This is a genomic window from Providencia zhijiangensis, from assembly GCF_030315915.2.
Lineage (GTDB): Bacteria > Pseudomonadota > Gammaproteobacteria > Enterobacterales > Enterobacteriaceae > Providencia > Providencia zhijiangensis.
In genome coordinates, this window is record NZ_CP135990.1 from 398,202 (window position 1) to 412,731 (window position 14,530).

At 41.4% G+C, this 14,530-nt stretch carries 13 protein-coding genes; 11 read left to right on the forward strand and 2 right to left on the reverse strand.

Features of this window, described 5'->3' with window-relative positions; translation table 11 throughout:
- The first annotated feature begins 128 nt into the window (after positions 1 to 128).
- The 3 genes from pgi (at position 129) to ubiA (ending at position 3,513) form a co-directional block, all read left to right on the forward strand.
- On the forward strand, positions 129 to 1,775 hold the full coding sequence (pgi, locus tag QS795_RS01780; protein WP_286271054.1) for a glucose-6-phosphate isomerase: 1,647 nt from the start codon (positions 129 to 131) through the stop codon (positions 1,773 to 1,775).
- A gap of 305 nt (positions 1,776 to 2,080) precedes the next feature.
- Entirely contained in the window at positions 2,081 to 2,584 is a 504-nt protein-coding gene (ubiC, locus tag QS795_RS01785) for a chorismate lyase (RefSeq protein ID WP_154601999.1), read from the forward strand.
- 74 nt (positions 2,585 to 2,658) lie between these two features.
- A complete protein-coding gene (gene ubiA / locus QS795_RS01790; protein WP_036955408.1) occupies positions 2,659 to 3,513 on the forward strand; it encodes a 4-hydroxybenzoate octaprenyltransferase in 855 nt (284 codons plus the stop codon).
- Positions 3,514 to 3,591: 78 nt separating this feature from the next.
- Here ubiA and plsB read toward each other — a convergent pair whose 3' ends face one another.
- Complete coding sequence (gene plsB, locus QS795_RS01795; RefSeq protein WP_154602000.1) at positions 3,592 to 6,096, reverse strand: glycerol-3-phosphate 1-O-acyltransferase PlsB; 2,505 nt, start codon at positions 6,094 to 6,096, stop codon at positions 3,592 to 3,594.
- Between the two features lie 124 nt (positions 6,097 to 6,220).
- Between plsB and QS795_RS01800 the strand changes: the two genes are divergently transcribed.
- Positions 6,221 to 6,595, forward strand: coding sequence for a diacylglycerol kinase (locus QS795_RS01800; protein ID WP_154602001.1), 375 nt, complete (start codon positions 6,221 to 6,223; stop codon positions 6,593 to 6,595).
- 137 nt (positions 6,596 to 6,732) lie between these two features.
- A complete protein-coding gene (gene lexA, locus QS795_RS01805) occupies positions 6,733 to 7,350 on the forward strand; it encodes a transcriptional repressor LexA (RefSeq protein WP_108479281.1) in 618 nt (205 codons plus the stop codon).
- A 170-nt stretch (positions 7,351 to 7,520) separates the two neighbouring features.
- Here lexA and zur read toward each other — a convergent pair whose 3' ends face one another.
- Positions 7,521 to 8,036, reverse strand: a complete 516-nt coding sequence (gene zur / locus QS795_RS01810) for a zinc uptake transcriptional repressor Zur (RefSeq protein WP_154638676.1) — start codon at positions 8,034 to 8,036, stop codon at positions 7,521 to 7,523.
- Positions 8,037 to 9,001: 965 nt separating this feature from the next.
- Here zur and QS795_RS01815 point away from each other — a divergent pair.
- From QS795_RS01815 to QS795_RS01840, 6 genes are all read left to right on the forward strand, one after another.
- A complete protein-coding gene (locus QS795_RS01815; RefSeq protein WP_286271060.1) occupies positions 9,002 to 9,580 on the forward strand; it encodes a fimbrial protein in 579 nt (192 codons plus the stop codon).
- A gap of 92 nt (positions 9,581 to 9,672) precedes the next feature.
- Entirely contained in the window at positions 9,673 to 12,162 is a 2,490-nt protein-coding gene (locus QS795_RS01820; RefSeq protein ID WP_318626782.1) for a fimbria/pilus outer membrane usher protein, read from the forward strand.
- A 34-nt stretch (positions 12,163 to 12,196) separates the two neighbouring features.
- Positions 12,197 to 12,934, forward strand: coding sequence for a fimbria/pilus periplasmic chaperone (locus tag QS795_RS01825; protein WP_286271062.1), 738 nt, complete (start codon positions 12,197 to 12,199; stop codon positions 12,932 to 12,934).
- 11 nt (positions 12,935 to 12,945) lie between these two features.
- Positions 12,946 to 13,437, forward strand: coding sequence for a fimbrial protein (locus tag QS795_RS01830; RefSeq protein WP_154602006.1), 492 nt, complete (start codon positions 12,946 to 12,948; stop codon positions 13,435 to 13,437).
- 11 nt (positions 13,438 to 13,448) lie between these two features.
- Positions 13,449 to 13,943, forward strand: coding sequence for a fimbrial protein (locus tag QS795_RS01835; RefSeq protein WP_286271063.1), 495 nt, complete (start codon positions 13,449 to 13,451; stop codon positions 13,941 to 13,943).
- A complete protein-coding gene (locus tag QS795_RS01840; protein ID WP_286271064.1) occupies positions 13,943 to 14,494 on the forward strand; it encodes a fimbrial protein in 552 nt (183 codons plus the stop codon). The genes QS795_RS01835 and QS795_RS01840 overlap by 1 nt, the downstream gene beginning before the upstream one ends.
- Positions 14,495 to 14,530 lie beyond the last annotated feature (36 nt).

The following is a 14,530-nucleotide window of genomic DNA, read 5'->3' on the forward strand; positions in this document are numbered from 1 at the left end:
GTTGGCGTTAGGTTTGGGAGAATAGACCTAACAACAGCAGATTATGAGAACGCAGAAAACCGATAAGCTTCGTGCCCTCGGCGAGTTACAATCTATTATTATTTGAAATTGTTTTGGAGGTGTTATCCATGAAAAGTATCAATCCAAGCCAGACGGCGGCATGGCGAGCGCTAGAGCAGCATTTTGCAGACATGAAAAATGTGCATATGCGTGACTTATTTGCACAAGATGAACAGCGCTTTACGAAGTTTTCAGCCACTTTTGATGACCAAATCTTAGTGGATTTCTCCAAAAACCGTATTACACAAGAGACATTGGACAAACTTTTGGCATTAGCCAAAGAAACGCAACTGGAAGATGCAATCAAAAGTCTGTTCAGTGGTGAGAAAATCAACCGCACTGAAGACCGTGCTGTGCTGCATACCGCATTACGTAACCGCGACAATACCCCAGTGCTGGTGGATGGCAAAGATGTGATGCCAGAAGTGAACGCAGTGCTGGAAAAAATGCAGCAGTTCAGCGCGCGTATTATTAGTGGCGAGTGGAAAGGGTACACAGGTAAAGCCATTACTGATGTGGTGAACATTGGGATTGGTGGCTCAGATCTGGGACCATTTATGGTAACTGAGGCGCTACGTCCTTATAAAAACCATTTAAATATGCACTTTGTTTCCAACGTTGATGGCACTCAAATTGCAGAAACATTGAAGGATCTCAATCCTGAAACTACGTTATTCCTGATAGCTTCGAAAACCTTCACAACGCAAGAAACCATGACTAATGCGCATTCAGCGCGTGAGTGGTTATTGACGTTTGCCAAAGATGAAAAACATATCGCGAAACATTTTGTAGCGCTCTCAACGAACAGCGAGCAAGTCGCAAAATTTGGTATTGATACCAATAACATGTTCGAATTCTGGGATTGGGTTGGCGGTCGTTACTCTCTGTGGTCAGCGATTGGTTTGTCTATTATTTTATCCATCGGTTATGAGAATTTCGTTCAATTACTGTGCGGTGCTCATGCAATGGATAAGCACTTCACGCAAACGCCTCTAGAAAGCAATATCCCCGTTTTATTAGCGCTGATCGGCATCTGGTACAACAACTTTTTTGGTTCAGAAACTGAAGCGATTCTTCCATACGACCAATACATGCATCGCTTTGCTGCCTATTTCCAACAAGGCAATATGGAATCAAACGGAAAATATATTGACCGTAATGGCAATGCAGTCACTTACCAAACAGGTCCAATTATTTGGGGTGAACCGGGAACTAACGGGCAACATGCGTTTTACCAGTTGATTCACCAAGGGACAAAAATGATCCCATGTGACTTTATTGCGCCGGCAGTGACACACAACCCGCTGGGGGATCACCACGCTAAATTGCTGTCTAACTTCTTCGCACAGACTGAAGCGCTAGCCTTCGGTAAAACCCGCGAAGTGGTGGATGCAGAATTTGCCGCGCAAGGTAAAACCGTTGAAGAGATGGAATATGTAGCACCTTACAAAGTGTTTGAAGGTAACCGCCCAACTAACTCTATTCTGCTTAAAGAGATCACGCCGTATTCATTAGGGGCGCTGATCGCTATGTATGAGCATAAAATCTTCACCCAAGGTGCAATTTTGAATATTTTCACCTTTGACCAATGGGGTGTAGAGTTAGGTAAGCAACTAGCGAGCCGTATTCTGCCTGAATTGGAAAATAGCCAAGCGGTGGCGAGCCATGATAGTTCCACCAACGGGCTGATTAATTGCTATAAAAACTGGCGTTAATGGCGTTTTTTTAAGCGACTAATAGCCTGTGATTGGCAGGCTATTAGTATCCTAATAAAATACGATTTTTAAGCTAACTCATTATAAATCAAATATTTTTCACAAAATTTTTACAATTTGTGTTGAATTAGCGACTTTTTATATAAATTGTTATCTATCTTTAACCTTGCACAATAACAACGTGCTATTCTATCGCCCAATAATTTAGATGAACGATGCTGGTTGTGGCTTTAACGCGCTAGACGTTAACACGCTGGAGTAGCAATCAGGGGATAACCATAATTACTATGGTGGAATTTGATTGAATGCCTGAAACGATTTTTACCTCTCACCCGATAAACTGGTTAGAAGAGGGCGACGAGAGTGTTCCTGAAAGTGTATTGGATTGGTTGCAAGAGCAGGGGTCGATGACCAAGCGGTTTGAGCAGCATAGTCAGAAAGTGACAGTAATACCTTATTTAGAACGCTATATCTCACTGGATATGCTCACCGCCGACGAACAAAAATGCTTACCAATTAGTGAGCGTTATTGGCTACGGGAAGTGATTATGTATGGGGATAATATCCCTTGGTTGATTGGCAGAACGCTGATCCCAGAAGAGACGCTCACCGATAATGACAAACAATTAGTGGATATTGGGCGAGTCCCATTAGGGCGCTACCTCTTTAGTCATGAAAACCTAACCCGAGATTATATTGAAATGGGATCCAGCGCTGACCGCTGGGTACGCCGCTCCTTACTAAGATTGTCCGAAAAACCATTATTATTAACCGAAATATTTTTACCTGAATCACCTGCATATAGATAACTATCTAACATAATTCAAATAACGTTTATGGGTAAAATAGAAGCATAAAGGAGCACGACAACGTGGAGGGAAGTATGGCGCTAAGTAAATGGCATGCATACAGCCGTTTAATGCGTATTGATAGACCTATTGGCTCACTGTTATTACTGTGGCCAACCTATTGGGCGCTGTGGATTGCCGCCCAAGGCACGCCAAGTTTGCATATTCTGATTGTCTTTACGGCAGGTGTATTTTTAATGCGTGCCGCAGGCTGTGTTATCAATGATTTTGCTGATCGTAATTTCGATGGGCACGTAGAAAGAACCAAACATCGACCACTGCCTAGCGGTGATGTCACGGAAAAAGAAGCAAAAATCCTATTTGCTGCGCTGGTGGGGCTCTCTTTCTTATTGGTATTGAGTTTGAATACCATGACTATTTGGTTATCGGTCGCAGGCTTAGCGCTAGCGTGGATCTACCCGTTTGTAAAACGCGTGAGCCATTTACCTCAAGTCGTATTGGGGGCTGCATTTGGCTGGTCAATCCCGATGGGATTCTCAGCCGTTAGTGAGTCCTTACCATTAGTTTGTTGGTTACTGTTTTTAGTGAATATCATCTGGTCAGTGATTTATGACACTCAGTATGCGATGGTTGACCGCAACGATGATTTAAAAATTGGCGTGAAATCGACGGCGATTTTGTTCGGTCAATATGACAAGCTGATTATTGGTTTGCTACAAATTGTCATGGTTGGCTTGCTGGTGGTGATTGGCTCATTAGCTAACTTAGGCATGGTTTATTATGGTTCATTAGTGCTAGCCGCTGCGCTGTTTGTTTATCAACAGCAATTGATGGTGAACCGAGAACGTGCGCCATGTTTCAAAGCGTTTATGAATAATAACTATGTCGGTTTTATTCTGTTTATCGGTATGGTGATTAGCTATTTTTAACCATTAAAACGGGATAAGAAAAAGGGTAATGCATCTGCATTACCCTTTTTTGTTGGTGCATATCATTGACTTGCGAGATTACTCTTGCGGAGCTTCTGAGTCTGCATCAGCACTTTCCGGCGTATTTTTCGGTGCCGGTTTTGGTGCAGAAAGTTCTTCAGTTTGGCTAACGCTCTCAATGGTTAGACGGATTTCCGGTGACATCAAGCGTGCAAGCACAGCGTACAAGTTCTTCGCATTCGTCGAGAAAATATCGTTCTCGTTATTATCGATGTAGCCTTCTTCTTTGAGTGTGTCGACCAGTGTTGAGAACACGGCTTTATCAAAGAATTCAGGGGCGTTAATACCGTGAAGAACGGACAGACGCTGTGCGAGCATACGACTCTCTTTTTCCAACGTATTGCGGCTGACTTCTGGGCTTGCATTGAGCAATGACAGCGTGATGGCGTAGCGTTGCAGTGTCTCACGAACACCTGCGGCCAGTAGCTGCAAAGGACGGATACGGCGAGGATTTAACACCACCATATTCTCATCTTTCACACAGATCAGTTGTTGGCTGTTCAGCTCATTAATCAATGTATCCACCGTTTCCGTGAGCGCGTTTGCGTCATAGCGCATAAACAGCTCAGCTTTCAGGAATGGATAAATCAGCGCAACTTGCTGGTGGATTGCGTCACGGCTAATTCGCTCATGGTGCAGCACAATGCTGGCGATAAGCGAAGGCAGAACCAGTAAGTGATGAATATTGTTACGGTAATAGGTCATTAAGACGGCATTTTCGCGTGGCAGAATAATAATATCCCCCATGCTGTCTTTTTCGACTTCAAACTTATTCATCTGCAAAGCGTGTTCAAGCAGCTCTTCAGCCGTTTTGTTCGGCGTGGTTGCATCGGCAGTGTAAGGCACATTGCGCAATAGCTGCAGATAGCACTCGATTTGTTCAAGCAGCTGTTCACGGGTGAGTGAGCGCTGACGTGAAGCCAACAGTGCCGTTGAACATAAGTTAATCGCGTTGGCGGCTGCCGCATTATTGATATTCACCATAATGTTATCGGCTAAGCTGCTGACGGTTGGGTTCAACCAGCTTGGTCGTTGTGGCTCAATCGGGTCGATAGATTCACGCCAATTTGGTACGCGGTTATTTAAGTATTGGGTCAGTGAAATTGGTTGCCCAAAGTTCACATAGCCTTGGCCTAAATTACGCAGTTTGCGCAGACCACGCACCATGGAGAAGAAGCCTTCTTTCTCTTTCTCAGCACCACGCAGCTCTTTTGCGTAAGTTCCCACTTCCATCACATGCTCGTAACCAATATAGATAGGGACGATGGTGATAGGGCGGGAGTCTCCGCGTAGCATCGCTTGTAAGGTCATCGACAAGGTACCGGTTTTCGGTTCCAGTAAGCGACCTGTACGCGAACGACCGCCTTCCACAAAGTATTCAATGGAATAGCCGCGAGCAAATAGCTCACTGAGGTATTCGCGGAATACAGTGGAATAGAGCTTATTACCTTTGAACGTACGGCGAATAAAGAATGCGCCTAAACGACGGAAAATCGGACCGGCTGGCCAAAAGTTCAGGTTAATACCCGCCGCAATGTGTGGTGGCACCAGACCTTGGTGATAAAGCACATAAGAAAGCAGCAGGTAGTCCATATGGCTACGGTGAGAGGGCACATACACAATTTCGTGGCCATCTTGCGCCAGCTGGCGAACGCGCTCAGCATGTTGAACGTTGATCCCTTGGTATAAGCGGTTCCATGTCCAGCCTAGTACGCGGTCAGTCAGTCGCACTGCTTCATAAGAGAAGTTGGCGGCAATCTCTTCCATCATCGCCACGGCATTTTGTTGGGCTTTTTGTAATGGGATTTTTTTACTGCGAGCTTCGTCTTCAACGGCTTTTTCAATGGCTTTAGAGGATAGCAGCTTATTAAACAGCTCATAGCGTGCTGGTAATCTAGGCCCTACAGCCGCCAAACGCTGACGAGAGTAATGAATACGTGCTACGCGAGCGAGTTTATTGGCAATGATGGTATCAGTGCCATGCTCTTGTGCCATCTGGCCAAGAGAAATGCTTGGAGAAAAACGCACAAAGCTATCGCGCCCTAACCACAGGACTGCAAAGAATTTTTGCACACCGTTTAAGAGTTTCAGCGGGGCAGGCTTATGCCCTTCGCGACCCGGCGCACGTCCAAACATGACGGATGCAGGTAGCATTTGAATATCAAGATTTGGGTTGTTTTTATGCAAATCCAGATACGCATGGAATATTTTTACTGACTCTTTACGTGGATCTGGGGAGTAGTAACGGAACACGCGCGGGCCATCATCAATAAACACATAGGCTGGGAGCTTGGTGCCATTGATGTCGTTATCCACGAGTGGATCAGGTAAACCAATCGCTAAGCATTGTTGGCGAAGCGTGAGCAGGTCGGACTTTGAGTGATATGGCAAGACATACAGCGTTGGCTTGTTTGGGTCAAGCTGCAACTCTGTTATCGGGTCCGTTGGGATTAGTTTACTTTTTACCAATAATTTCAGTGGTAAATTCAACGTGTTGTAATATATTTTACGCCATAGTGACATAAATGATTATAGCCTCTTGTTAGTAATGCTGCGCAATCATATCAGAAAGCAATGTTTAGATCTGTTATCGATAATTCACTTTGACTGCAAAAGTTGATTATTGTTTAGAAATTAAGGAAAAAATATGGCAAGTCAAACTAAGGGACTCACTCGGGTCATCAAAGCGGCTGGATACTCCCTTAAAGGTTTAAAAGCAGCATGGGTAAATGAAGCTGCATTTCGTCAAGAAGCGGTTGCTGCTATCATTGCGATAATTATAGCTTTTTACTTGGATATTAGCCAAATTGACAGAATTTTGTTGATTGGATCAGTGGTTTTAGTCGCTATTGTTGAGTTAATTAACAGTGCGATTGAGGCGGTTGTTGACCGTATTGGCAGTGAATACCATGAATTATCTGGACGAGCGAAAGATATCGGCTCCGCAGCCGTGTTCGTCACGATAGGATTGGCTCTGTTTATCTGGGGAACCGTTTTATGGGCGCGTTATTTTGCGGTTTAGTTGGCTAAAAACAGTAAAAGCGATAAAAAGCCAGAAATTCATCAACAAATGCAGATTTTGGCTAATTTAACAGTTCCCAATACCCATTTACCTGTATATACTCACAGTCTGACTGTATAAACAAACAGGGGAACGGGATGAAAGCACTGACAGCTCGACAACAGCAAGTTTACGATCTGGTGCGTGACCACATTTCGCAAACGGGCATGCCACCAACACGCGCTGAGATAGCAGCAAGTTTGGGTTTTCGTTCGCCTAATGCGGCAGAAGAACATTTAAAAGCCTTAGCTCGTAAAGGGGTAATTGAAATTGTTTCTGGAGCTTCCAGAGGCATTCGTCTGTTGTTAGAAGAAGAATCCGAAGATTTAGGGCTTCCTCTGATTGGACGTGTTGCTGCCGGCGAACCATTGCTTGCACAAGAGCATATTGAAAGCCATTATCAAGTCGACCCAGAGTTATTTAAACCACACGCGGACTTTTTATTACGTGTAAATGGTATGTCGATGAAAGATATCGGTATTATGGATGGTGATCTACTTGCGGTACATAAAACGCAGAATGTCCATAATGGGCAAATTGTTGTGGCGCGTATCGAAGATGAAGTCACGGTTAAACGCTTTAAGCAACAAGGTAATCGCGTTGAACTTATTGCTGAAAACGCTGATTTTGCACCAATCGTGGTTGATTTACGCGAACAGAATTTTACTATCGAAGGTCTGGCTGTTGGGGTTATCCGTAACAGTGATTGGCATTGATGATGAGTGATTGAGTCTGGCAGCAGACTCAATATCTCTTTTCCGAATAGTCTTTCTTTATATAGTTATTTTCACTTTTTACTTCTTTATATAGACCTTCTTTATATAGCCATTTTCATGTTGCTATATAGATCCCTTTCTTTTACTTCCTGTATATCTCTTCTTCTATATCACTTCTTTTTTGAACTGACTGTATTGTGATGGTCATGTTCACAGTGTTCATGATCTTGGCAATTGGAAACCTCAAAACATTTTTGGCATAAACCATGGTTTTCTACCACTGTATGCCTGAGATGAAAATGATTTTCTTCGGCTAGAGTACTAATCGCTTTTTCGATGGTTGTGCAGTCACTTTCAGTCACATTGCCACAATTATCACAAATTAACATCACTGAAATATGACTTGGATTATCGACATGGTGACAAACCACATAGCTGTTTGTGGATTCAATTTTATGAATAAACCCTTGTTCCATGAGGAACTCTAAACCACGGTAAACGGTAGGAGGTTTAGCCTGAGGCTCTATTTCACGCAGTAAATCTAGCAAATCATAAGCACTGATCGCACCGTGTTGTTGCGCAATTAACCGCAGAACAGTCTCTCTTTGTGGGGTCAAACGCACGCCTCGAGACTGACAAATACGTTCGGCCGTCGTAAGCAGCATGTCTTCACTGATTGTTTTCATCTTGTTTGGCCCCACCTGGATAGCTTCAAGTTTTTATTACTGTTTAGTTTACCATAACTTCCATTTCTGTTGTGTTTGAAATGATGGTGATGAAATAAACAGTTTTTTACTAAATTGAATACGCAATTTTAACTTTAATAAAGTCAACGTTAATAAAGAATGAATATCTTATTTAAAATGTGGCTTTTTTGATTTTAAATAAATCATTAATTGCTGCATTTTAGTTAATCATTGAGTGTTAATTTTAACCAAATAAAAACAATTATTGAAATTCATTGTTACTATTTGACGTTGATTTTAATTAAGACTTATCTTACCCCTTGTTTTTTATGTAGCGATTACCGGTGAAAAAAAGACAATCAATAGATTTTAAATCTAATAAATTTGCATCTTTACGGTTTATTAAGTTGTATATAAATATAAATACAGGTTTTTATATTTATAGATTTTTTGCAATATTTAGACATTTTTATAAATGCAAAATGAAGCCTTCATATAAATCTTTCTAAGTAATTCATCATTTCTTCAGGTTTAAGTACTCATTCAGTGAATGAAACTTGTTTATCTGCATTTTGTCGATATAAAAAACCAAGTCAACGCTTTATTTGGGTGGTTTTTGACAACATATGTCACGTATGTAGAATTGACATCAGAAAATATCACAAGGTAGTTATCAGGATTCATTTAGTGTTCTATATCAATTTTAATTAATTAATGAATGACTCAATAATTAATTTAGAAGTGAGAATGTTGGCTTAATGAGTTCTGTTTTTTAAATCACATAAATGAGATGGATCTCGTTTATATAAAAAAATCTCTAACCTGAATGAAATTCATCAAGTAGGAAAGCTAGAGGAATTTTCAAGGATGCACTGCTTAAGTAAATAGACTTGATTTTGCATCAGTGAAAACAGGAAAGAGAAAAAGAGAAATAGCAGTTCCTACTCATTTAAAGGAAAACTTTTATGAAACTGAATAAATTAGCATTAACTCTAGCTTTAGGTTTAGGTGTTGGCGTTTCTGGCGCTGCTTTAGCTGCTGATCCGGTAGAAAGCTCACAAGGTGAAATCCGTTTTACTGGTTTCATTAACGACGTTCCATGCTCAATCGATGCTGACAACCTGAAGCAATTAGTTGAATTCGGTGAAATCGCATTACACGAACTGACTTCTAACCAATTCCGTTCAGACAGCAAAGCGTTCGATATCGTTCTGAAAAACTGCTCTACTGAAACTTACAAAAACGCAAAAATCACATTTACTGGTTCTACAGTAAACGGTTTCCAAGGTTTCACTGGTGACTTACTGGGCTTAGGCGGTAAAGTTAAAAACGCTGGTATCGTAATCACTAACGGCGCTGACAAAATCGTTGAATTTGGTAAAGCATTCCCAGGTACTGGTGACGGCTACGCGTTAAATAATGGTGACGGTTCACAAACTACTCTGCACTTCGCAGCGTACGTTAAAGGTAACGAAGACCCAACTCAAAAAGCTACTACAGGTCGTTTTGACACTGTAGCTAACTTCAAAATTGTTTACCAATAATAGTCAGTTTCTATAGAGAATAATATGGCGTAGTCATACGCCATATTTCTTATATCGTCTTCACTGTATTTGTTTGTATAGGCGCATAGTTAATGAAAAGCATGAAGCTAAATCTAATTACAAAATTAATGCTTTTAATGTTAACGCCAATGGTTGCATTCTCTGAAGAGGCCGTTGATTTTAACACCGACTTCATTGATTCTGAAGGTAAAGAAAACGTCGACTTCAGTAAGTTCTCTCACGCCAACTATGTCCCTCCTGGGGATTACTCTTTAGCGATTGAAGTTAACCGCGCTAAAGTTTCTATGGAACAACCTATCACTTTTTTTAATCCTAATTACGACGACAAAGTTTCGTTGGCATGTATCACGCCTGAAATTTATGCATTATTGGGATTAAAAAAGGAGTGGAATAGCCAAGTCAAATGGCTAGATGATGGAAAATGTTTGGATATTCGCTCAGTTCCGGATATGACCATTCAAGGAGATTTGGCAAAGAACGTTGTACAGTTCAATATTCCTCAGGCCTACATGGAGTACTCAGACCCTGATTGGGACCCACCATCTCGTTGGGATGACGGGATCATGGGTGCATTTATTGACTATAACGCGACAGGACGCGTTGTTAATAAACAAACCGGCGATAAAGGAACGAAATCAGGTCTGACGGCCACAGGGACAATGGGGGCAAACTTCGGTGCATGGCGTTTGCGTGCCGATTGGCAAACTCAAAACGGTGAGCTGAATAAAGGCAGTAAATCATGGTCTTGGAACCAATTATACGCCTATAGAGCCATTCGTTCACTGAGTGCGCGTTTGACGATCGGGGAGCAATATTTAGCGTCAAACCTGTTTGACAGTATTCGTTATCTTGGTGCGAGTTTAGAAACTAACGAATCCATGTTGCCACCTCGCTTACAAGGCTATGCGCCTGAAATTGCGGGTGTTGCAAAAACGAATGCGACAGTCATGGTAAAACAAGATGGCCGTATTATTTATCAAACAGAAGTTAGCCCTGGTCCATTCCGTATTCAGGATGTGAACTCATTCGGTGGTGGTACGCTGGATGTGGTGATCCAGGAACAGGATGGCACAACAAGTAGCTATCGAGTGGAAACCTCTCGATTGGGTACGTTGACACGCCCTGGTCAGCTGATTTATCAATTTGTGATGGGTAAACCGACTAAAGATGACCATGATACTCAAGGCCCTGCATTTAGCATGGGATCGCTCTCTTGGGGGGCAACAAACAATATCACGGTTTATGGTGGTTTACAGGCATCCTCTGAATATCAAAACGTTGCATTTGGTTTAGGTCGTGACTTTGCACCATTTGGTGTGTTATCAGGAAACATCAACATTTCTCGCGCGCAAATGGGGCGACTGGATGACAATGAAACGTTAACCGGTAACTCTTATAACCTAACGTATTCTAAGCAGTTTGATGAAATTAACAGTCAGATTACGTTTGCGGGTTATCGATTCTCCGAACGAAATTATATGTCAATGAGCCAGTTTATTGACCGTCGCTATAAAGGCGATAAGGTCGATAGTGGTAAAGAACTTTATACCATTATCTTTGGTACGGCGTTCCCGGATTATAACGCCAATATGTATTTGAACTATTCGCACCAAACCTATTGGAATAGAGCATCAACCAACCAGTATAACTTTACGCTTTCAAACTATTTTGATATTGGCAAAGTAAAAAATATCAGCCTGAGTTTAACGGCGTATAAAACGAAATCACGTGACCGTGATGATGATGGCGTTTATTTAAACCTCATGATCCCATTAAATAAAAATGAGTCGAGCATAAGTTATTCCAGTTCCTTTTCTGGGGGGAATAACTCCAATAACGTTAACTATTATAGCCGAATTGATAATCGCTCTTCTTACTCTGTGTCTGCAGGTAACTGGGATAAAGATAAAGTCACGACCGCGGGTACATATAGTTACGATGGTGATAGAAGCCAGCTGAATTTGAGTGGTACCTATATTCAGGATAACCAAACCGCCGTTTCTATGCAGTTAAAAGGCGGTATGACGATGACACCTGAAGGTGGCGCGATACACCGTAATAACTCAGTTCGTGGCGGATCCAGAATATTAGTCGATACTAATGGTGTCGCAGATGTACCCATCTTAAATGGAGTCACACCAATAAAAACTAACCGTTATGGTAAAGCGGTGGTCACCAGTGTGATGGACTACAACCGTAACAACTTAAATATTGATCTGAAAAATGTGCCGGATAATGCAGAAGCGCTGCAATCCACACAGTATGCAACCCTGACAGAAGGTGCCATTGGTTACCGTAAATTCAATGTCATCACGGGTGAAAAATTAATGGGAATTATCAGCTTAGCTGATGGAAGCTACCCACCATTTGGGGCTTCAGTGAAAAATGTGAAAAAAATAGAAGTCGGAATTATTTCAGATAAAGGTTTTGTTTACTTAGCGGGTGTTAACCCATCAGAGTCGCTTGATGTGACATGGGGTGATGATACGTCATGCCATATTCAACTGCCTGAAAAATTAGATAGCAACATGGAACATGATGTTTTACTGCCATGTAAATAATTAAAAAAAATTTTTTAACGTCAACGGTGAAAATATGAATTTATTAACTAAACGTAATGCGGTCGCAATTTTAAGTGCCTCATTATTGGCTCAATCAGCTTATGCAGCCATTGCTATTGATAGAACTCGTGTAATTTACAACGAGGGCGATAAATCAGTGAGCGTAGGTTTAAGTAATGAACACAAAACCAGCCCTTATTTGGCGCAAGCATGGATAGAAAACGATAAAGATGAAAAAGTAAATTCACCTTTTATTGTGACGCCTCCGGTACATCGACTTGAGGCGGATTCAAAAAGCCAAATTAAAATTCAGTCTGTACCTGCTATCGCTAAATTACCGAAAGATCAGGAAAGCGTTTATTACCTAAACGTGCGAGAAATACCACCGCGTAGTGAGAAAGCCAACGTATTACAAATTGCGTTACAAACAAAAATTAAACTGTTCTATCGTCCCGCTGCGATTGCAACGAAAGATAGAATGGAAACTATTCCTCAAGAAAACGATATCAAACTGGTGAAACAGGGTGGTGGATATGTCGTTAAAAACCCAACCCCTTACTTCCTATCAGTTACTAAATTCAGCAAAGGTAAGACAGAAGTTGCCGATTTTGAACCTATTATGGTTCCACCACGTGGTGAAACTAGCTTAGGAAAAAATACAGGGGATATCGGGACATCACCAACCTTAGTATATCTCAACGATTTTGGCGGTACGATTGACTTGAAATTTAACTGCAGCGCGGTTGAGTGTTCTGTCGTACCTAGAAAATAAGGTCTACCGCTATGATGTCTATTAAAAATTTAGCCAAGGTATTATTGATATCATCGACTCTTTTTACGTCAGGTGCCTTTGGATTTTCAGGCTACCTGTATGTAGAAATTAAAGGTGTCGTCTTATCCAAGCCCTGCCAGATTAATAATGGACAAGCCATAGAAGTTGATTTTGGCAATGTCATGACCACGCGTATTGAAGGTGAAGTGTATAAACAGCCAATGGACTACACCATTACCTGTAAAGACGGTGTTCAACCAAAATTGAATATGTATATTGACGGCACACCCGCTGTGTTTGACCAGCGGGTGCTTAAAACGAGTGTCGATAATCTCGGTGTCCTTTTTAAGGCGGATACCAATGATTTTCCATTAAAAAGTAGACGTGCCTTTAACTTTGCATCACCGACTAAATTATTTGCGGTGTTGGTGAAGAAAAGTGGTGCTGATTTACCAGCGAAAGCCTTTACGGCTAATGCGACACTCAAAGTCGAGTATCAATAAAGGTGATAAACATGCGGAACATTTATAAGCTTATTGGGGTGTTTTTACTGTTTATCTTATTCCCTTTCTCTGCAACGGCGAGAGATAACGAAACAGACATTCTGATTAAAGGTAATTTAATCACACCGCCGCCGTGCCATATTGATAATGGTAAAGATATTGAAGTGGAGTTTGGTAACGTTCCCATTAAATCCATTCAAGGTAATGCTCAAAAGAGACAAGTGAATTACCAAATCCAGTGTGAAGAAAACAAGAACAACTGGGCCATGTATTTAACATTAAATGGCGCAAAAAGTGCATTTGATACTAATGGGTTGAATACAGGAATTACCAATCTTGCGGTTAAATTTCAACTGGGTGATCAAACTTTAGATTTAGGCAAAAAATATTTAATTAACCCAAGTAACCCTGGGGTACTTTGGGCTGTATTGGTTCGTGATGGTAATAAAGAGCTAAAAACGGGTGACTTTCTTGCGAACGGAACCATGCTAGTGGAGTACCAATAATGAATAAGAAAATACGTTTTGGAATTTTATTTGCATTACTGGGAAACCTCGCTGCGGTAGCAACGATGCCTGCGCAAGCCGCGCAGAATAATATGAAAATCAAAGGGACGTTGGTGAACGCACCTTGTGTGGTGTTACCAGAAAACTCAAAGGTTGAAGTTGATTTTGGTGATATTCGATTGTTGGATATCTATGAACCGGGATTTCAATTCCCTAATGAACCCTTCACGTTAGTGTTATCAGATTGCGATTTGACTATTGCACAAAAGTTGAAAGTAAAATTCTCAGGAACTGAAAACTTACTGCTGCCAGGTTCCCTTGCGTTGACGGGCAGTGATTTAAACCCTGGATTAGGTATTTTTATTGAGTTAACCGATGGAACCCCGATGAAAATTAACCAATTTTCATCGCTAATGCCTATCAGTAAAGCGGGTAAGAATGAATTACAGTTTAATTCATTTATCAAAGCGACATCGGATGTTGTGAATAATAAACAAGTGAAAGTCGGTAGAATATCAGCCACTGCAACATTTATATTTGAGTACGAGTAATTTTATTATCAAAGTGTATTGCTTTGATTTAACTAA

Bases quoted from the DNA above. Each gene is read 5' to 3' on its own strand.
- QS795_RS01825 (WP_286271062.1), top strand. From the start codon at position 12,197: ATGAATTTATTAACTAAACGTAATGCGGTCGCAATTTTAAGTGCCTCA.
- QS795_RS01815 (WP_286271060.1), top strand. From the start codon at position 9,002: ATGAAACTGAATAAATTAGCATTAACTCTAGCTTTAGGTTTAGGTGTT.
- QS795_RS01800 (WP_154602001.1), top strand. From the start codon at position 6,221: ATGGCAAGTCAAACTAAGGGACTCACTCGGGTCATCAAAGCGGCTGGA.
- plsB (WP_154602000.1), bottom strand. From the start codon at position 6,096: ATGTCACTATGGCGTAAAATATATTACAACACGTTGAATTTACCACTG.
- zur (WP_154638676.1), bottom strand. From the start codon at position 8,036: ATGAAAACAATCAGTGAAGACATGCTGCTTACGACGGCCGAACGTATT.
- ubiC (WP_154601999.1), top strand. From the start codon at position 2,081: ATGCCTGAAACGATTTTTACCTCTCACCCGATAAACTGGTTAGAAGAG.
- pgi (WP_286271054.1), top strand. From the start codon at position 129: ATGAAAAGTATCAATCCAAGCCAGACGGCGGCATGGCGAGCGCTAGAG.
- QS795_RS01835 (WP_286271063.1), top strand. From the start codon at position 13,449: ATGCGGAACATTTATAAGCTTATTGGGGTGTTTTTACTGTTTATCTTA.
- QS795_RS01820 (WP_318626782.1), top strand. From the start codon at position 9,673: ATGAAAAGCATGAAGCTAAATCTAATTACAAAATTAATGCTTTTAATG.
- QS795_RS01840 (WP_286271064.1), top strand. From the start codon at position 13,943: ATGAATAAGAAAATACGTTTTGGAATTTTATTTGCATTACTGGGAAAC.
- QS795_RS01830 (WP_154602006.1), top strand. From the start codon at position 12,946: ATGATGTCTATTAAAAATTTAGCCAAGGTATTATTGATATCATCGACT.
- lexA (WP_108479281.1), top strand. From the start codon at position 6,733: ATGAAAGCACTGACAGCTCGACAACAGCAAGTTTACGATCTGGTGCGT.
- ubiA (WP_036955408.1), top strand. From the start codon at position 2,659: ATGGCGCTAAGTAAATGGCATGCATACAGCCGTTTAATGCGTATTGAT.